The sequence below is a fragment of the Nocardia sp. NPDC004260 genome (genome assembly GCF_053603155.1).
Map to the genome: position 1 here is coordinate 1 of NZ_JBSGEZ010000008.1, position 16,423 is coordinate 16,423.

The window sequence follows — 16,423 nt, forward strand, 5'->3', positions numbered from 1 at the left end:
TTCGCACCCATCAGAGCGCGGTTGGCGTCGTCGTGCTCGAGGAACGGGATCATCGCCGTCGCGACCGACACCATCTGGCGCGGCGAGACGTCCATATAGTCGATCTCGGCGGATCCGACGAGCTCTACCTCGGAATTCTTGCGGCGCACCGCGATTCGCGCGTTCACGAAACGCCCTGCGGCGTCGAGCGGCTCGTTCGCCTGCGCCACGACATGCAGGTCTTCCTGGTCGGCGGTCAGGTAGTCCACCTCGTCGGTGACCCTGCCGTCGACCACTTTTCGGTACGGCGTCTCGATGAAGCCGAACGGATTCACTCGCGCGTACACCGACATGTAGCCGATCAGGCCGATATTCGGCCCTTCCGGAGTCTCGATCGGGCACATGCGGCCGTAATGGCTGTAGTGCACATCGCGGACTTCCAGACCGGCGCGCTCCCGGGACAGACCACCCGGGCCCAGCGCCGAGAGACGGCGTTTCTGGGTCAAGCTCGCCAGCGGGTTGCGCTCATCCAGAAATACGGACAGCTGCGAGGTTCCGAAGAACTCCTTGAGCACCGCGACGACGGGACGAATGTTCATCAGGGTCTGCGGCGTGATCGCCTCGACGTCCTGGGTGGTCATCCGCTCGCGGACCACGCGCTCCATCCGTGACAGCCCCAGCCGGACCTGGGACTGGATCAACTCGCCGACAGTGCGCAGGCGGCGGTTGCCGAAATGGTCGATGTCGTCGACCTCTACCCGGACCTCGACGCCGCCAGGAGCGGTCATGGTCTTCTCGCCCGCGTGCAGCCGCAGCAGGTATTCGATGATCGTGACGATGTCGTCCTCGGTGAGCGCCGGCGAGCCGCCGCTGCGGATGCCGAGTTTCTTGTCGACCTTGTACCGGCCCACGCGCGCCAAGTCGTAGCGCTTCTCCTTGAAGAACAGGTTCTCCAACAGGGTCTGCGCGGACTCCTTCGTCGGCGGCTCGCCCGGGCGCAGCTTGCGATGGATGTCCAGCAGCGCCTCATCGGTGCCCGATGTGCCGTCCTTCTCCAGGGACGTCATCATCACCTCGGAGAAGCCGAACCGCTCGACGATCTGCGCACTCGTCCAGCCGAGCGCCTTGAGCAGCACGGTGACCGGCTGGCGGCGCTTGCGGTCGATGCGCACACCCACGGTGTCGCGCTTGTCCACGTCGAACTCCAGCCACGCGCCACGACTCGGGATGACCCGCACACTGTGCAAGTCCTTCTCCGTGCCCTTGTCGACACTGTGGTCGAAATAGACACCCGGCGAACGCACCAACTGCGACACCACGACCCGCTCGGTGCCGTTGATGATGAACGTGCCCTTATCGGTCATCATCGGGAAATCACCCATGAAGACCGTCTGACTCTTGATCTCACCGGTGTTGTTGTTGATGAACTCCGCCGTCACGAACAACGGAGCCGCGTACGTCATGTCCTTGTCTTTGCACTCATCGATCGAGGCCTTGACCTCTTCGAAGCGCGGATCGGAGAGCGTCAGCGCCATGGAGCCGGAGAAGTCCTCGATCGGGCTGATCTCCGCGAGCACCTCCGCCAATCCGCCGGCGCCGGATTCGCCGCGCGCGGTGGCCCGTTCGCGCCAGGCGGGCGTGCCGATCAACCATTCGAACGAATCGGTCTGGACTTCCAGCAAGCCCGGCACTTCGAGGGGCTCACGGATCTTCGCGAACGAGAGCCGTTTCGGCGAGGGGGAGACTCCGGAATCGGCGGGCGTTGCGGCATAGACGTCGGTCTGACTCGAGACTGTCAAGATGCGTCCTTCCAGCACCTCATGACGCCCATACGTTCGCGTGGGCGTCACGGTATCTGCTTGTCCTGTGGGCGGTAATTCACATGGCGCACCGTGCTGGACCGTGTCCGAACATGACTCGACAACAACGGGTAGAAGGTGGCACGCAGACTGTGCCACTTTCCACGGTCAATTCGTATTTCGAGAGTTGGACAGCACGCGACCCGGCGCGAAGCCCTAAATTACACCCGATTTCGACCGATGTCGAGAGGCGACAAGAAAGAAGACACGCCATTTCCTGTGTCTTCCCATATTTATGGTGACATCTCGATCCTCCGTTCGTCAAGTCTATTAGCGGTAATTCGCCAGCATTACTCGAGCGGGTCTCGTGCCGCGGCGGTCGCCGCCGGTGATGCGACCGGTTGCCTCGCCGCCCGCACGACGGTGGCCGCGACGAGTGTGAGAACCGTGCCACACCACAACGCCTTCGCGGGCTGATCGGTGTGGTCGACGACCACGGCGGCGGTGAGGGGGCCGAGCACGGCGCCGATATTGAACGCGGTGGTGGCCAGCGCGCCCGCGATCCGCGGCGCGGCGGGCGCCGCGGTCTGCACGATCGTCGTGATCAGTGTCGATCCCACTCCGAACGCGACCGCCCCGGACACTGTCGCCATGATCGCGACGCCGGGCAGTGCGTGCGCGGTCAGCGCGGCCAGTAACCACACTCCGACGAGCCCACTCGTTCCCACGGTGACGATCCGCTCGCGATGACGGTCGCTGTGGCGGCCGCAGACCGTCACACCAACGAACGAACCGATGCCGAACAAGGCCAGCACGATCGGAACCCAGCGGCTGTCCGCTGTGGAGAGCCCTGCGGTGATCGAACCGAGGAACGTGAACCCCGCGAACGTCGCCGCGTTGACCAGCACCGCGACCAGGACCGAGGTGAGTACCGGCCGTTCGCCGAGTACCGCCCACTCCCGCAGCAAAGAGGACTCAGCTGTGGCCGGGCGATCACCGGTGCGAGCCGTATGGGGCACCATCGCCCACACCGGAATCACCATTGCCCCGCCGACGATCGCGACAGCCCAGAACGCGATACGCCAATCCCAGATCTGCCCCAGCACAGTGCCGGCCGGTACCCCCGCGATACACGCCACGGTCACCCCGGACACCACCACCGAGGTCGCGCGCCCCACCATCGCCGCGCCGACCAAGTGCGGCAGAGCGGCCAGCGCGATTGCCAGGAATCCCGCGTTGGCGACGGCGGCGACGACCCGCGTCACCAGCAGTACCGTGAACTCGCTGGTCACGGCACCGAGGACATGAGCAGCGCAGAACACCGCCAAGAACGCCGCTATCGAGTGCCGGACCGGCAACCTGCCCGCCGCCATCGCCATCACCGGCGCGCCGAGCACCATGCCCGCCGCGAACAGTGAGGTCAACAGACCGGCGGTGCCGAGCGAGACCCCGACATCGGCGGCGATCGCCTCCAGCAACCCCGACACCATGAACTCGGATGTGCCCTGCGCGAAAACCGCGACAGCCAGCACGAACACCACAATGGGCATAAAGGGAACTCCCGGATACAGGGCGCGACAAAGCGCCCGAGATGGTCGCGGAATCGGGTGAACCGTCACCCGCCGCGGAAAACCAAGCTTCGTCGGGCGTTGCGAAATAAACACTCGGTCGCGCTACGACCAGCGGTTTCGCATTCACAACGCCGCCCAGCGCGTATGCCGGGCGGCTATCGTCTGGACGACTCCGGGGAATTCACGACCACACCATAACAACGAGTGCAGGCGCGGCCAACGCGATTTTCAGTGCCCCCGTAGGCGGGCTATGGCGGCGCGGTTCGCGGACGGATCGAGCGTTATGGCCGCCGCCCACACGTGCGCCGCTACGGCACGCTGGTCGAAGAGGGTGATCCAGCTGTCGGTGCACTGGCGGGTGTCGCCCACCGAGGTGGGCGTCGGTCCGAGTTCGGGCAGGTGGGTGTATGTCAGCGACGTGTAGGTGCGGCCGCGGGCGTCGAATATCGTTGCCGCGCACATGGGATCGGCGGTGGCGCGTTCGCTCGATCGGCCTGCGATCGCGGCTTGTATCGCCTCGTGCGGGCCGGTGAACATCTCGCCCATCGTCAGGTAGGCGAGCCCGAACGCCCACATGCGGCCGGTGAATCTTCGGATCAGCCATTCGGCCGAATCCAGGACGGGGGAGCGTTCGGCGTCGGGATCGAGGACGATCGGAGTGTGGGCAGCGTCGTGCGCGGTGGGGCTTCCGGTGCGGGCGAATCCCCAGAAGTGCACGGTGTCGCTGTCGGCGGCGTCTGCGCGACGCTCGGCCAGCATGGCCGCGAGTAGTGAATCGATCGTGGCGCTGGGTGGGTATCGGATCGAGGAACTCGTCGGCTTGCGCGACTTGTCCTGTGGTCGATTTCGTCGATCGGGCATTTTCGCTCTCTGTAGGGGCGTGGAAGCGGTCAGGCCAACTCACCCGGCCGGGGTGGTCCGGTGATCTGTGGTGCGTGCTCCGTGTGCGGGCAGCAGAATGTCCCAGAACTCGATGCGCACCGCGTCCCACAGCCGGAAGTGGCGCGGGAACCACTCGCGGACCTGCGCCAGATCCGGCAGTGCGCGCTCATCGAACGCGACGAATCCGTTCTCGCCCAGCGGGATCGGCACGGTGTCGCCGTTGTTGCGCAGCCGGTAGGCGGGTGTGGGATCGGCTTGGTCACGCAAGAACACGATTTCGATGCGACTGCCCACCACCCGCCAACCGGCCTGTGCGGTTCCCGTTGTGGTCCGATGCAATCGACTCACCCCCGGAAGGATTCCGGTGGGGCCGCCAACGCCGACAATCGTTCCAGCACAGCTTGAATCGTGCGCACGTCGAGAGCGCGGTCGGCGTTGTCGTGTCCGTCATGGGACGGGAACCGGAGTCCTCGGGCGGCGGCGCGTTCCCGGTGGCTCACCGCCTGCGGTATCAGGCGACCGGTGATGACGAGTGTGCGGTACGCCGCCGCCTTCCACGCACACCGCTCGATCCGGCAGGCCAGGTGCGCCCGCATCTGCTCGTGTGCCAACTGCACATCGGCGCGACGGCAGATTCCGGGCGGAACGAGGAGGCCGTCCGTGGTCTCGCGACGCCCAGGCCGGTGCGGCCCGGTGCCGTGAATCATCGGCTGTTGATCGCAAACCGGCGCCGACGCGCGGGAATTCGTGACGAAATCGAGTTCTGTTCCGTGTTGTTCGGGCATGTGCATATGCTGCGAACGTGCTCACGACGGGGTGCTCGAATCGGCCGGTGCCCGGCAATCGGCGCATACGCGCTGAGCGCTTCCCGAGTGCGCGGATGTCGATTCTCGCCGTGGGAAAAAGCAGGTCACACCGTGGGACAGCAGGGGAGGACACAGCGGAAATGGTCGGGACCAAGTCGGACGTCAGCCGGACGACGCTGCCGCGTCGCCAGTTGGGCCGCGCACTGCGCGACGCCCGTCAGGCCAACGGCTACACCCTCGAGCAGGTAGCCCAGGTCCTGGAGATCAGCCGATCGGCGCTCGGACGGCTGGAACTGGGGCAGAACGAGAAGATCAAGGTTCGTGACATCGAGTTCATCTGCCAGTACTACGGGCTGCCGGAGGACCAGACAGAATATTTGAAGTCGCTCGTTGTCCACTCCGGTACGAAGGTGTGGTGGCAGGATTACCGCAGCCTGATCCGCCCCGGCTTCAACACGTATCTGCAGTTGGAGGCGGCGGCAACAGAGCTTCACTTCTTCCAGTCGTTGGTCATCCCTGGACTTCTGCAGACCGCCGACTATGCACGGAACGTAGAAGCGTATCCGCCGACTTCCACTGTGGATGAGATCGAGCGACGTGTGGCTCTGCGAGTGAAGCGATCAACGATACTCACCCGCCGCCACAGGCCGATGCGAGCGGAGTTCCTACTGCATGAGGCAGTGCTACGGACTGTGGTCGGTTCCGCTCGAATTATGGCGCGGCAGCATCATCATATTGCGGATTTGAGTGCGCAGGAGAACGTCTCGATCCGGGTCGTGCCGTTCACGGCTGGCTTCCCAGCCGGGTCGGCGATACCGCCATACATAATCATCGATTTTTTGCACAACGAGCCGTCTGTCGTATACATCGAAGGTGCCGTCGGCACAATGATCTTCGAGGAAGATGACGATGTAGCGCGATTTCGGGACATCTTTGAGGCCCTCCGTGGTGCTGCTCTGCAAGAACAACCATCGAGAGATTTACTGCGAACCATGGCAAGGAGATACGAGCAGTGACCAGCGACCTACCTGGAGCGCAGTGGTTCAAGTCGAGCCACAGCGGTGGTGGCGAATCGTGTGTGGAAGTCGCTTGGCTCGACTCTGGTCATGTCGGAGTCCGTGATTCGAAGAACCCGACCGGACCGGCTTTGACCTTTACCCCGGGAGGATGGGACGCCTTCACCGCATGCGTCGCGGATGGTGCGTTCAACCAGTCATTCTGATCTGTGCGGCAGTGGGAGCGAACAGACAAGTGCCGGGACTCCGGCCGCCATGCCGAACTTGAAGAGGGACGATCGAGAGACTTGCTCGGAGTATGACCAGGAGATGCGAACAATGATCATCGACCTATCTGAAGCGGAGTGGTTCAAGTCTGCCCACAGTGGTGAGGCCGATGCGTGCGTCGAGGTCGCGTGGCTCGAGGCCGGACACGTCGGTGTCCGTGATTCGAAGAACCCGACCGGTCCGGCGCTGATCTTCGCGCCGGGCCAATGGGACTCCTTCACCACGTGCGTTACGACTGGCACTCTGATCTGTGAGTCGGCGTAGACAACAGACAGCCCGGACCTCGGCTCCGTAGCCGAGGTCCGGGCTGTATCCGTCACGGCCGATGACGCAGGTCAAGCGCTATCGGTGCGTCCGATTCAACGGCGGCTGAGCCAGACTGCTGCCAGCGGGTACGGGGCAACAATCGGAGTCCCGGCGATATTCACCGTTCCGCTCCAAAGCCCTTGCCGGGGGTCGATGTCATGCAGATCGAGCCCAAGGGGCACGAAGTCGAACGAAATGTACGTCTCGTCAGGGCCGACCGGCGTCTGATGCCCTCCCCGGCTGGACCCGCCACAGGCCAGCTCCACCGTCCTGCCATCCACAAAGACTTGCAGATCGCAGTTCTCGATCGGAGACCCGATTACATTGGAGGGGCCCCGCCCGATGTGATAGGTACCAGGCGGGATAACACCGTTGCGCGGAAACTCCGGATCGTCAGCGGAGGCGACGGCGGGAGCAACGGAGAACGCCGCGGCAGCCAACGCAAAACCGGCCACGATCTTGCCGAACTTCATGATTCCAACCCCTTCGAGAATTCGTCGAACTCAGTCGTATGTCCTAGCTTTCGTCGAGCTTGTTACTGCCCTGCCACCATAGATCCGGCTCCGACCTCCCTGCGCCCAAACGTGCAGAGCATCTCCAGACCCGGTCCGCTGCCGAGTGACGCGGCCACGCACAGAGCACATCTCGACCAGCGCAGGCAGGGAGCGTCAGACAGGTCGTCTGCTACTGTTGGCGCACTTGAGTCGTCACGGGTCGAGAGGGTGGGGATGAGTCGTCGAATCCTGTTGGCACTGCTCATCGGAGCGCTGGCGACCGGAGCCGTGGGTTGCGGGGAAACCACGAGCGGATCGCCCACGACGGGTTCCAGCACCACTGCGGCACAGGCTCTGTTCAATCCGTGCACGGGGATTCCTGACGATGTGCTGCGGGCGGCCGGGCTTGATCCGGCAACCGAGGAGCCCGGCATCGCAGGTGTACACCAGTCCGGTTGGGAAATCTGTAGCTGGGATGCACCCAATTATCTAGTCACGGTATTTTCGACTGGCCGTAGGGTCTCAGAGTTCGAAAGCAAAACGGGGAACGTCGAGTTCAAGGACGTCACAGTTGCGGGACGCCAAGGCCGACAGTTCAAGGTCGAGGGCGCAACGAAAGATCTTGGCTGCGACATTCTCTTTCCAGCATCACAGGGTGTGATCCAGTTGAGGATTCTCAACAAGGCTGCTGCGTTGGGTAACCGGGCCGACGACTCCTGTGCCATCTTGTACCGGGTGGGCGAGTCGCTCGTGCCAGTATTTCCGCGTTGATCGGGGAGGGGCGGAGTATGGGCCAGGATAACGTCAGTCAATGGCGTCAGTTGGTGGACAAGGCGCGAGCTGGGGAACTCTATCTTGAGGATGCCAACGCGGCAATCCTTTGCGCGGCCGCTTGTGATCAGCGTTTGGACAGTCTCGTGAAGCTGTTGGCGGTTGCGCGAAACGCGCAGAACGCTACCGGCTTCGGAGATTTCGTGATGGCCAGTGACCTCGTCAAGAAGTTCTCATAGCAGGCGACCGGGGAGGACCACTCGATCGACCAGGTCATCAATGAACACATCGAGACCGTGAAGAACATACGTGAGGTCATGGCGATCTCGTTCAAGCGCATCACCGGGCAGGACATCGAGAACGCAACGCAGTTCGCGAACGCAACTGATCAAGTGGGCTGATGAGTAGCCGCTGCCAGCGGCGGAGGCTTCTCGGGTCCAAATTTCTATCAGCAGTCACCGGGGTGATCATGAACGATGAACTACTTGATGAAATCGCTCGATTCCATGCTTATACCAAGGCGATCTCCGGTCTGATGCAGGAGGTTTTCGCCGCCGCGCCGCCCCGGACCACCGGTCGTGACAACACGGGAGTGGTCGAAGCTACCCTCGCCGAGGCGGGCGAGCTGATCGACATCGTCATTTCCGACAACTGGGCGCGGCGCGTCGACCGAGGTGAGATCGGCCCAGCTGTGATCGACGCGGTCAAAGATGCCGAGCAGCAACGTTTCACGTCAACGATGACCGCCGCAGTCGACAACGGAGCCATCGATCGGCTCGAAGCACTCGACATGAACGATGTCATCCCGACGAGAATCGATCCACCAGCACCACCGCGAGGGCCCATGGTCGGCACCCCGCAGCTGGTAGAAGAGACCCTTCAAGCCGTGAGCGGCCGCACCGACGCAAAGCGCGACCAATCCGTTGGAACGGTCGAAACGGAAGATGATCTCTATACGTCGGTCACCCTGAGTCGCAGCGGCATCGTCGACTGCGTCGTCCGTATCCCGTGGGGGTTGGACGCCGGAGGCAGCATGATCGCCTGGGCTGTCAAACAGGCCTATGACGAAGCGCATCGTCTGCTGGCCACTGTGACCGATGCATCCGCCGACACATTGAGAACCTTGATGAACGATGCCATCCACGCCCTGGCATCGCTGCAGAACCAATCGCCCAGGGGGAAATCGTGAGTCCCGGAAAATTCGAAGTCGCGCTCGACTCATTGCGCGCAGACGCGAGTGTCTGGGCTCGTGAGTCGGCCGCGATGTCGGATCTGGGGGGAAGGTTGGATGCATTGCGATTCAACCGTCTTCAAGCCGGATTGTTTCAGTTCATCGTCGACGCCAATGACGAACTCGTCAGCAAGATGTCGGACCGATCAGCCGCGGCGTCTCGGCGGTTCGCCGAGGTAGCCGATACCCTCCGCTTCTGTGCTGACACATACGAGGCAGAGGATGCTGCGGGTAAGCATCGCATCGACAACGTCTGGTAGGGGAGGTCCCGTAATGACTTTTGACGTCGCATCGTACGATTCGGTGGTACATGAGCTCGAGGAATTTTTGACGAAGATCGACGAAACGATCAAGGTCGATGTGCCCTATGCTGAGGGCACCGCTCTTGACCTTCCGTATGTTCGTCTGATTCCGTCGGTCCAGCGGGCGGTCAAGGTGTGTGCCGACAAAATCGTCGAGGTCTGCAAGTGGATGTGGGAGAAGATCTACGAGATCGTACAGGGGATTCGCGCGCCTTACGATATGTACTTGCGCAGCGGCGACTGGGCGGCAGTACGCAATGTTGTGACAAGCATCCAGGGCGAGATCGACCCCAATAATCTGCAGGCCAATCGGACATGGAAAGGTGCGGCGCAGCTTTCGTACCTCAAGACGAGTACGTCGCAGAGCGCTGCTTCCGGGAAGATGGGAGATGTCTCCGATAAGGCCAGGAGTGCGATGATGGAATGTGCCGTCGGAGGCCTGACCTTCTATAGCGGGATTCTGGTCATCTGCGCGAGTTTCCTGGGCGGCCTTGCCAGGGCGCTCGGAGAGTTGATGAGTGGCATCGGCGCACCGATCAGTATCGCTGACATCGCTGCGACATCAGGATTGTCCGCGGGTCAACTATGGGCTGCGGTCACGCTGGTGACCACTTTCGTCGGACTGCAAGCGAAAGCTTTCAGCGAGCTGAATGCTGCACTGTCCGATAACAGTACCTTCCCTGGAGGGTGGCCGGATTCGCAGGCGTCGACATTCGCCGACGCCTCGGTGGAGGGGGATGGCGAATCCAAGTGGCAGCTGAGCTGAACGAGGGCGAGCGCAGGCGTAGACGGATCGAGAGGTGGGAACTTGGGGTCCGCTTGTTCGGCCTCATCGTGGCAGCCGTTACTCCCACCGTAATCGGATGGGCGCTCACCTCTACGTTCGTGGGCGAATGGGTGGGCGTCGGGGCCGCGCAGCGCGGAGCAATCATATTCGCGTTGGCGGTGCAGGTGTTCGGGATTGCGGTCAGTCGACGGCAGCCACCTGAGGGGCGGATGCGGGCGGTGGTCCGCGGTTTTTTCGTCAGTGCGTACGCGGCGGTGGCGGTAACGGGAGCGGCGGCGGTGATGCGGGGCTTGATGGGCCAGGTCGAGAACTGGGAGATATGGGCAGCTACGCTCTATCTGGCGCTCATCTTTTCCCTTCTCGCCGTGTTCGAGCAATGTGTTAAGCCGTCACGACCGTTCGGTGCGTCACGGGGTGGCGGCGACGGCGAATAAGCGTTCACGCGGGGCTGGGGTCGGCCGCGTCATACCCGGCGCGCTCGGGTCGGAACGCTTTCGTCTGGGCCGCCCCACACACTCAGCATATCCCTGGACCAGCGCAGGAAGGTTCGACTGGCTGCTCGTCTGCTAGTGTTGGCGCACTTGAGTCGTCACGGGGCGAGAGGGTGGGGATGAGTCGTCGAATCCTGTTGGCACTGCTCATCGGTGCGCTGGCGACCGGAGTCGTGGGATGCGAAGACACCACGAGCGGATCGCCCACCACGGGTTCCAGCACCACTGCGGCACAAGCTCTCTTCGATCCGTGCACGGGGATTCCCGACGATGCGCTGCGAGCGGCGGGCGTCGATCCGAAAACCGAGGAGCCCGGCATCGCCGGTGTGCATCAGTCCGGCTGGGAAATCTGTAGCTGGAAGGGATCGAAATACTCCATCACGGTGTACTCAACAGGTCGTACCGTGGCGGAGTTCGAGGGCAAACCTGGAAACATCGATTTCAAGGATGTCACGGTGGCTGGCCGTCAAGGCCGTCAATTCAGAGTCGAGGGCGCCTCGAAGAATTTCGATTGCGATGTGCTTTTTCCGGCAGCTCAGGGCGTCGTGCAGGTAGCGACGATGAACAGGGCTGGACAGGACAATCTCGAAGATCCCTGCACAGTCCTGGATCGTGTCGGGGAGTCGATCGTACCGGTACTACCGCGTTGAGCAGGGAGGGCTATGAGCGAGGACAGTGCATCGGTGTGGAGTCGACTCGCCAGTCAAGCGCGGGGAGGGGAACTATACCTTGACGACGAAAACGCTGCATTTGCTTGCGCGAAGGCGTGTGACCAGCGAATCGCTGATCTAGAAGGGATCCGCGACCTTTCCCGCAGAGCGCAGAATGTCAGCGGTTTCGGTGGCTTCGATATGGCCCGGGGCCTTGAAACAAAATTTATCAAACAGGGTACTGGGGACAGTAATTCGATCGACCAGATCATCCTCGAGCACATCGAGACCGTGAAGAACATGCGCGAGGTCATGGCGATCTCGTTCAAGCGCATCACCGGGCAGGACATCGAGAACGCGACACAGATCGCGAGCACCACTGAGCAGGTGCGGTGATGGGGAACCCGTACGGTGGTATGCCGCAGTTCCAGCTGGATCAGGGGCTGGGCTCGGCTATGTGGCGCAGTCTCACCGATTGGATCGCGGGCGAGGAGTTGCAGCCCGATGTCGATGTGGCCGGGGTGCAGGACAAGTACAACCGGCAGCGTGACGGTGTGCGGAGCCGGGCCTCGGATGTCGGGTTCCAAGGTGACTTCCGGCCGAGGGACGTTCTCGACGCGGATGAGTTCGAGCGGCACGATGTCGCCACGTTGCGGCAGAAGGTCGACCAGATCGACTTGAAGGCGGTGAATGATCTGGTGACCGCGTGGAACACCATCGCGGATCGGCACCGGACCTCACTGGAGACCTTCAAGACGGCGATGGAGCGGGCCACCGATGACAGCGTATGGCGGGGTGAGGCGCGTAATGCCGCAGCGAGCGCGGTCAGAGACTACGCCACCCAAGGTGCACAGGTCTCGAACGCCGCCCGGTTGACCGGGAACAAGTTGGCGGAACTGCTGACCGGGTTGGAGCCGACCAAACAATTGGTCCCGCACGCGCCGGAACGTCGCAGCGGATGGGACAACGTGCGCGCCTTCGTCGCCGGTCGGGATTGGCGCAACGATGACGTCGCCGAGTACAACGCGAAGACCGAAGCATTGCGTGTGCTTCGAACCGTGTACGCCCCGGTGGTCATGGAGTCCGATACCAACGTGCCCGTGATCCCGCGTCCGGCTTCCGCCACGAACCCAGGTGGCATCGGCGACGGCAGCAGCCCGCGAGGCACGAACAATGGCACCGGTAACCCGTCGGGAACTTCGTCGCCCAGTTCGGATCGCTCCGGTACGAATTCCACCGAGGATCCGACGACTCAATCGAGCAACCAGCCCTCGGACGACGACTCGAAAACGTCGGAGTCGGCCAATACCGACCCGGCGTCCACTACGCAGGACTCGACCACACCGGCTTCCACCACGCCCTCTTCGACAGCACCCGCCTCGACGACTCCTACGCCGAGCACATCGCCGACCAGTCCTGGCAGCCCGCATCTGAGCGCGCCAGGCAGTCCGGGAAGTCCGAGCGGCCCGGGTGCGCCCGGTGTGTCGGTGCCGTCGAAAGGCACACCGAACAGCGTCAACGCGGTCCCGGCTGCCGCGCGAACAGGGACCTCTCCCGGCCGCGCCGGTACGAGCGGAATGGGCGGAATGGCTCCCGGTGCGCGCGGCGGCAAGTCCGATGAGGAATCCACCAAGGGCATTCCGGATTACCTGATCACTCAGGAGCACGGCAATGAGCTCATGGGATTGGACGAGTTGCCCGGGACGGTGCCGCCGGTCATCGGGGACAACCCGCGATAAGGACGTCGCCGATGCCCGAGGTGCAGAACTGGCGGTTCACCGCGCTCGAATTCCGGACACTGTGGGAGTCCACCGGCCGGGATGTGCTGCCGTATCCCTTGCAGCACCAGTACATGACGGAATTCCGGTCGGAGAGTCTGCGGTTGCGGCAGGCGGCGGCGCAGTCGCTGCGCCCACGCATCGATGACGAGTTGTTGCGGGCGGTGGAAGTGCTACTGGCGCCGGAGGCCCGGGTGGAAGTGGCCGGTTTCGCCGGTAAGCGCCGCAAACGCAGGCTGCGGGCCCATGCGGGGGTGCACTACGAGCACGGCGCGGTCGCGGTGCAGGAACCGGGACCGGACCCCGAACACGGCGGTGACGTGGTGCTGACGCTGTTACCCGCCGGTGCGGTGGCGCGAGCCGTGGTCGACGTTTTCCCCGTCTGCGGCCCGGGGCAGGGGAAACAGTTGCAGGCTTCCGCAGAGGAGTTGGCGCGGCCGAGGCCGCCGGTCCGCGACGCTTGGCGACCGACGCCGCGGGAGGAGTTCGAGCGGTTCTTCACCCGGGCAATGACGTTGATCGGTCACGTCGGCGTTTACGCGATGGGTAGCGTCGACAACCGGCATACATACGGCCGCAAGGATTTCCAGCTGAACGACGTCGAAAACGACGGTCGCTACGTCACGTTCGGCGCGGATCTGCTGACGATCAAACCCACCACCCCCGAGCGCATCGCCGCCACCCTGCAACAGATGATCACCAGAACGGTCAAGGAAGTGCGCGACGGGGTCCATTTACCGTACTGACCCGAACTCTTCTCGGACATAACCGAACGCCCGCGCGTCGTCCCGGTGCAGGCCGGGACCCGTTGCCGGACCCGGGATCGCACCCGGGCGACGAGCGGACGTTCGGTTGTGGGTGGGCGCTCCGCCGGAGGGGGGCGGCGGATGTGACGCCCGTGTCCCGCGGGGTCCGGACCGCGGGACAGGCGGAGGGTCAGACGTTCGCGTAGGCCAGTGAGGGGACGCGCTGGATGGCGAACGAGGACCGCAGGTAGAACCACCAGGTAATGGCCGCCATCACCAGGAACGCACCGGCGTAGGCCCAGAACGCGGGGGCCATGCTGTGCAAGTGGGTGTTGGACAACCGCAGCGCCTGCTGTAACAGCCAGCCACCGGAGGCGCCGACCGCGCCGATGACGCCGATCGCCGCGCCCGCCTGACGTTTGGCCGAGGCCGCGGCTTCGGTGAGGTCGAGGCCGTGCTCGGCGGCGTACTTCTTGGACTCCGCGCTGAAGATGGTCGGGATCATCCGGTAGGTCGAGCCGTTGCCGATGCCGGTGAGCACGAACAGCAGCAGGAACGCGATCAGGTACAGCGGGAAGCTCTTCAGCTCCAGCCCGGCCATGATCAGCGCGACCGCGACCGCCATGCCGCCGAAGACGTACAGGGTGATCTTCGCGCCGCCGACCTTGTCCGACACCCAGCCGCCGAATGGACGGCTGAACGACCCGACCAGTGCGCCGAGGAACGCGAGGTTACCGAGCGTGGTGATCCAGCCGATCTTCGCCAGGTCCGGGAAGTTGGCCTTGATCAGGGTCGGGAAGGCGAAGGAGAAACCGATGAACGAGCCGAAGGTGCCGATGTAGAGGATCGCCATCACCCAGGTGTGCCGGTTGGTGAGCGCGCGCCGGTAGGACTTCCCATCGGACTTGGCGGTGCCGATGCTGTCCATGTAACGCAGCGCGCCGAACGCGGCGGCCAGGATGAACGGCACCCAGACCAGCACCGACAGCGTGATGCCGAAGCGATAGCCGCCCGGATCCTTGGCCATGATGTGCGTGCCGAGGGTGATCAGCAACGGCAGCACCAGCTGGGTCTGGGCGACGCCCAGGTTGCCGCCCGCGGCGTTGATGCCCAGCGCCGCACCCTTCTTGCCCTCGGGGAAGAAGAAGTTGATGTTGGCCATCGAGGAGGAGAAGTTGCCGCCTCCGACGCCCGCCAGCGCCGCGAGCAGCAGGAACACCCACATCGGCGTGCCCGGCTGGTTGACGAAGTAAGCCAGGCCGAGTGTGGGAAGCAGCAACATCCCCGCACTGAACACGGTGAACGCCCGGCCGCCGAACCGGGGAACGGCGAACGTGTACGGGATGCGCAGCGCGGCGCCGACCAGGGTGGGGGTGGAGGTCAGCAGCAGCGCGTTGCTCACCGCGGTGGGGTTGCCCTTGCCGAGTCCGGCGAGGAAGTCGAATCCGGCGGCGCCCATGCTGGTCACCACGGTGCCCCAGATGACCCAGATGCTGAAGCCGAGATTCTCGGCGAACACGGAGAAGATGAGATTCTTGCGCGCGGTTTTCGCACCGCCGGATGCCCAGAACGCCGGATTGTCGGGATCCCAGTGGTCGAGCCACCGGCCACGTTTCTGATATTCGAAAGTCGTTGGCTGCGACTGCTGGCCGGTGGCTGCTACGGCGGTCATCGGCTTCCTCTCGATTCGGCTCGACCGGCCCTCATCGCGGCGCAGTGCCGCCGGCGGCTGTCGAGTGCCTAGCTACGGTCGAGACAAAGGTATGAGCCGCTTGTTGCGTCCCCGTGGCCCTCGATGACGTTCCCGGCAAATCCGACTCACATTGCGCGGCCGGGAATGGTGACCACTTGGTTACCTGACGCCGTTTATCGCGCGTCCGGATATTCCGCGATGAGAGAGTTGAGGAAGCAGCGTGTCGCGGAGGCGGCCCGATCGGGATCGCCGTCGATCACGGCGTGCACGAGCGCGGCGTGTTCGTCGGTATAGGAGTCATCCGATTTGGCGGTCCGCGCGCGGATGACCTGTTCGATGATGGGCAGCAGCGAATCGTAGAACTCGAGATACACCGCGTTGTGGCTGGCGACGACGATCGCGCGGTGCAACTGGACGTCCGCCTCGATCGCGGAGGCGGGGTCGTCTTCCCATTTCTTGTCGCGTTCGGCCAGCAGGCGCAGCAGGTTCGCGATGTCGGAGTCGTCGCGGCGGCGCGCTGCCAGGCCCGCGGCGGTGACGTCCAGCGCGAGGCGCAGCTCCAGCACGTCGCGTTCCTCGGCGTCGGCGAAATATTTGCCGAGAGTTCCGCCGAGGTCCGATGCGGCGATCACGTACGTTCCGGAACCTTGGCGACGCTCCAGCATGCCGGCGTGCACGAGGGCCTGGACGGCCTCGCGCACCGTGTTGCGGCCGGTGCCGGTGAGCTCGGTGAGCTCCGGCTCCGTGGGAATGCGGGAGCCGATCGGCCAACGGCCGGAACGGATTTCGGCACGCAGCTGCTCGGTGACCTGGGCGATGAGGCTGGTGCGCCGGACGGGTTGCACCCCGACAGA

The 16,423-nt window shown here is 63.8% G+C and carries 20 protein-coding genes and 1 pseudogene; 13 read left to right on the forward strand and 8 right to left on the reverse strand.

Features of this window, described 5'->3' with window-relative positions:
- The 5 genes and pseudogenes from ACWEO7_RS06940 to ACWEO7_RS06960 all read right to left on the reverse strand — a co-directional run.
- Window positions 1–1,796 (reverse strand): annotated as a pseudogene (locus ACWEO7_RS06940) (DNA-directed RNA polymerase subunit beta); the annotation flags it as partial.
- Between the two features lie 332 nt (window positions 1,797–2,128).
- Complete coding sequence (locus ACWEO7_RS06945; protein ID WP_452421429.1) at window positions 2,129–3,328, reverse strand: Cmx/CmrA family chloramphenicol efflux MFS transporter; 1,200 nt, start codon at window positions 3,326–3,328, stop codon at window positions 2,129–2,131.
- A gap of 249 nt (window positions 3,329–3,577) precedes the next feature.
- On the reverse strand, window positions 3,578–4,210 hold the full coding sequence (locus ACWEO7_RS06950) for a hypothetical protein (protein ID WP_452421431.1): 633 nt from the start codon (window positions 4,208–4,210) through the stop codon (window positions 3,578–3,580).
- A gap of 39 nt (window positions 4,211–4,249) precedes the next feature.
- Window positions 4,250–4,579, reverse strand: coding sequence for a hypothetical protein (locus ACWEO7_RS06955; RefSeq protein ID WP_452421432.1), 330 nt, complete (start codon window positions 4,577–4,579; stop codon window positions 4,250–4,252).
- Window positions 4,576–5,016: a hypothetical protein gene (locus ACWEO7_RS06960; protein WP_452421434.1), complete on the reverse strand. Its 441-nt coding sequence runs from the start codon at window positions 5,014–5,016 to the stop codon at window positions 4,576–4,578. Before ACWEO7_RS06960 ends, ACWEO7_RS06955 begins: the two co-directional genes overlap by 4 nt.
- Before the next feature lie 161 nt (window positions 5,017–5,177).
- On the opposite strand from ACWEO7_RS06960, the gene ACWEO7_RS06965 reads away from it, so the two are divergent.
- From ACWEO7_RS06965 to ACWEO7_RS06975, 3 genes are all read left to right on the forward strand, one after another.
- A complete protein-coding gene (locus ACWEO7_RS06965) occupies window positions 5,178–6,053 on the forward strand; it encodes a helix-turn-helix domain-containing protein (protein ID WP_452421436.1) in 876 nt (291 codons plus the stop codon).
- Window positions 6,050–6,259 (forward strand): DUF397 domain-containing protein, encoded by a 210-nt coding sequence (locus ACWEO7_RS06970; protein ID WP_452421438.1) that lies wholly within the window; start codon window positions 6,050–6,052, stop codon window positions 6,257–6,259. Before ACWEO7_RS06965 ends, ACWEO7_RS06970 begins: the two co-directional genes overlap by 4 nt.
- Window positions 6,260–6,371: 112 nt before the next feature.
- Window positions 6,372–6,584, forward strand: a complete 213-nt coding sequence (locus ACWEO7_RS06975) for a DUF397 domain-containing protein (protein ID WP_452421440.1) — start codon at window positions 6,372–6,374, stop codon at window positions 6,582–6,584.
- A 95-nt stretch (window positions 6,585–6,679) separates the two neighbouring features.
- Here ACWEO7_RS06975 and ACWEO7_RS06980 read toward each other — a convergent pair whose 3' ends face one another.
- Entirely contained in the window at window positions 6,680–7,099 is a 420-nt protein-coding gene (locus ACWEO7_RS06980) for a hypothetical protein (RefSeq protein WP_452421442.1), read from the reverse strand.
- A 255-nt stretch (window positions 7,100–7,354) separates the two neighbouring features.
- Between ACWEO7_RS06980 and ACWEO7_RS06985 the strand changes: the two genes are divergently transcribed.
- The 10 genes from ACWEO7_RS06985 (at window position 7,355) to ACWEO7_RS07030 (ending at window position 13,876) form a co-directional block, all read left to right on the forward strand.
- Entirely contained in the window at window positions 7,355–7,891 is a 537-nt protein-coding gene (locus ACWEO7_RS06985; RefSeq protein ID WP_452421443.1) for a DUF3558 domain-containing protein, read from the forward strand.
- A gap of 17 nt (window positions 7,892–7,908) precedes the next feature.
- Window positions 7,909–8,130 carry a hypothetical protein gene (locus ACWEO7_RS06990; protein WP_452421445.1) on the forward strand — a complete coding sequence of 74 codons (222 nt, stop codon included), beginning with the start codon at window positions 7,909–7,911 and terminating at the stop codon, window positions 8,128–8,130.
- Window positions 8,131–8,360: 230 nt separating this feature from the next.
- On the forward strand, window positions 8,361–9,080 hold the full coding sequence (locus ACWEO7_RS06995) for a hypothetical protein (RefSeq protein ID WP_452421447.1): 720 nt from the start codon (window positions 8,361–8,363) through the stop codon (window positions 9,078–9,080).
- A complete protein-coding gene (locus tag ACWEO7_RS07000; RefSeq protein WP_452421448.1) occupies window positions 9,077–9,382 on the forward strand; it encodes a hypothetical protein in 306 nt (101 codons plus the stop codon). The genes ACWEO7_RS06995 and ACWEO7_RS07000 overlap by 4 nt, the downstream gene beginning before the upstream one ends.
- A 13-nt stretch (window positions 9,383–9,395) precedes the next feature.
- Window positions 9,396–10,190, forward strand: a complete 795-nt coding sequence (locus ACWEO7_RS07005; protein WP_452421450.1) for a hypothetical protein — start codon at window positions 9,396–9,398, stop codon at window positions 10,188–10,190.
- Window positions 10,175–10,645, forward strand: coding sequence for a hypothetical protein (locus ACWEO7_RS07010; protein ID WP_450021697.1), 471 nt, complete (start codon window positions 10,175–10,177; stop codon window positions 10,643–10,645). The genes ACWEO7_RS07005 and ACWEO7_RS07010 overlap by 16 nt, the downstream gene beginning before the upstream one ends.
- A 176-nt stretch (window positions 10,646–10,821) precedes the next feature.
- Window positions 10,822–11,352 carry a DUF3558 domain-containing protein gene (locus tag ACWEO7_RS07015; protein ID WP_452421452.1) on the forward strand — a complete coding sequence of 177 codons (531 nt, stop codon included), beginning with the start codon at window positions 10,822–10,824 and terminating at the stop codon, window positions 11,350–11,352.
- 12 nt (window positions 11,353–11,364) lie between these two features.
- Window positions 11,365–11,748 carry a hypothetical protein gene (locus tag ACWEO7_RS07020; protein ID WP_452421454.1) on the forward strand — a complete coding sequence of 128 codons (384 nt, stop codon included), beginning with the start codon at window positions 11,365–11,367 and terminating at the stop codon, window positions 11,746–11,748.
- Window positions 11,748–13,091, forward strand: coding sequence for a hypothetical protein (locus ACWEO7_RS07025; RefSeq protein WP_452421456.1), 1,344 nt, complete (start codon window positions 11,748–11,750; stop codon window positions 13,089–13,091). The genes ACWEO7_RS07020 and ACWEO7_RS07025 overlap by 1 nt, the downstream gene beginning before the upstream one ends.
- 11 nt (window positions 13,092–13,102) lie before the next feature.
- Entirely contained in the window at window positions 13,103–13,876 is a 774-nt protein-coding gene (locus ACWEO7_RS07030) for an ESX secretion-associated protein EspG (protein ID WP_452421458.1), read from the forward strand.
- 190 nt (window positions 13,877–14,066) lie between these two features.
- Here the strand turns inward: ACWEO7_RS07030 and ACWEO7_RS07035 are convergent, their stop codons facing one another.
- On the reverse strand, window positions 14,067–15,548 hold the full coding sequence (locus tag ACWEO7_RS07035; RefSeq protein WP_452421460.1) for an MFS transporter: 1,482 nt from the start codon (window positions 15,546–15,548) through the stop codon (window positions 14,067–14,069).
- A 194-nt stretch (window positions 15,549–15,742) separates the two neighbouring features.
- Complete coding sequence (locus ACWEO7_RS07040; protein ID WP_450021686.1) at window positions 15,743–16,414, reverse strand: FadR/GntR family transcriptional regulator; 672 nt, start codon at window positions 16,412–16,414, stop codon at window positions 15,743–15,745.
- Window positions 16,415–16,423: the final 9 nt, after the last annotated feature.

What these genes read in the sequence shown, in the direction of transcription:
- ACWEO7_RS07020 (WP_452421454.1), top strand. Translation starts at nt 11,365, where the DNA reads ATGAGCGAGGACAGTGCATCGGTGTGGAGTCGACTCGCCAGTCAAGCG.
- ACWEO7_RS07015 (WP_452421452.1), top strand. Translation starts at nt 10,822, where the DNA reads ATGAGTCGTCGAATCCTGTTGGCACTGCTCATCGGTGCGCTGGCGACC.
- ACWEO7_RS06960 (WP_452421434.1), bottom strand. Translation starts at nt 5,016, where the DNA reads ATGCCCGAACAACACGGAACAGAACTCGATTTCGTCACGAATTCCCGC.
- ACWEO7_RS07005 (WP_452421450.1), top strand. Translation starts at nt 9,396, where the DNA reads ATGACTTTTGACGTCGCATCGTACGATTCGGTGGTACATGAGCTCGAG.
- ACWEO7_RS06990 (WP_452421445.1), top strand. Translation starts at nt 7,909, where the DNA reads ATGGGCCAGGATAACGTCAGTCAATGGCGTCAGTTGGTGGACAAGGCG.
- ACWEO7_RS07030 (WP_452421458.1), top strand. Translation starts at nt 13,103, where the DNA reads ATGCCCGAGGTGCAGAACTGGCGGTTCACCGCGCTCGAATTCCGGACA.
- ACWEO7_RS07035 (WP_452421460.1), bottom strand. Translation starts at nt 15,548, where the DNA reads ATGACCGCCGTAGCAGCCACCGGCCAGCAGTCGCAGCCAACGACTTTC.
- ACWEO7_RS06975 (WP_452421440.1), top strand. Translation starts at nt 6,372, where the DNA reads ATGATCATCGACCTATCTGAAGCGGAGTGGTTCAAGTCTGCCCACAGT.
- ACWEO7_RS06995 (WP_452421447.1), top strand. Translation starts at nt 8,361, where the DNA reads ATGAACGATGAACTACTTGATGAAATCGCTCGATTCCATGCTTATACC.
- ACWEO7_RS06965 (WP_452421436.1), top strand. Translation starts at nt 5,178, where the DNA reads ATGGTCGGGACCAAGTCGGACGTCAGCCGGACGACGCTGCCGCGTCGC.
- ACWEO7_RS06945 (WP_452421429.1), bottom strand. Translation starts at nt 3,328, where the DNA reads ATGCCCATTGTGGTGTTCGTGCTGGCTGTCGCGGTTTTCGCGCAGGGC.
- ACWEO7_RS07025 (WP_452421456.1), top strand. Translation starts at nt 11,748, where the DNA reads ATGGGGAACCCGTACGGTGGTATGCCGCAGTTCCAGCTGGATCAGGGG.
- ACWEO7_RS06980 (WP_452421442.1), bottom strand. Translation starts at nt 7,099, where the DNA reads ATGAAGTTCGGCAAGATCGTGGCCGGTTTTGCGTTGGCTGCCGCGGCG.
- ACWEO7_RS06985 (WP_452421443.1), top strand. Translation starts at nt 7,355, where the DNA reads ATGAGTCGTCGAATCCTGTTGGCACTGCTCATCGGAGCGCTGGCGACC.
- ACWEO7_RS06950 (WP_452421431.1), bottom strand. Translation starts at nt 4,210, where the DNA reads ATGCCCGATCGACGAAATCGACCACAGGACAAGTCGCGCAAGCCGACG.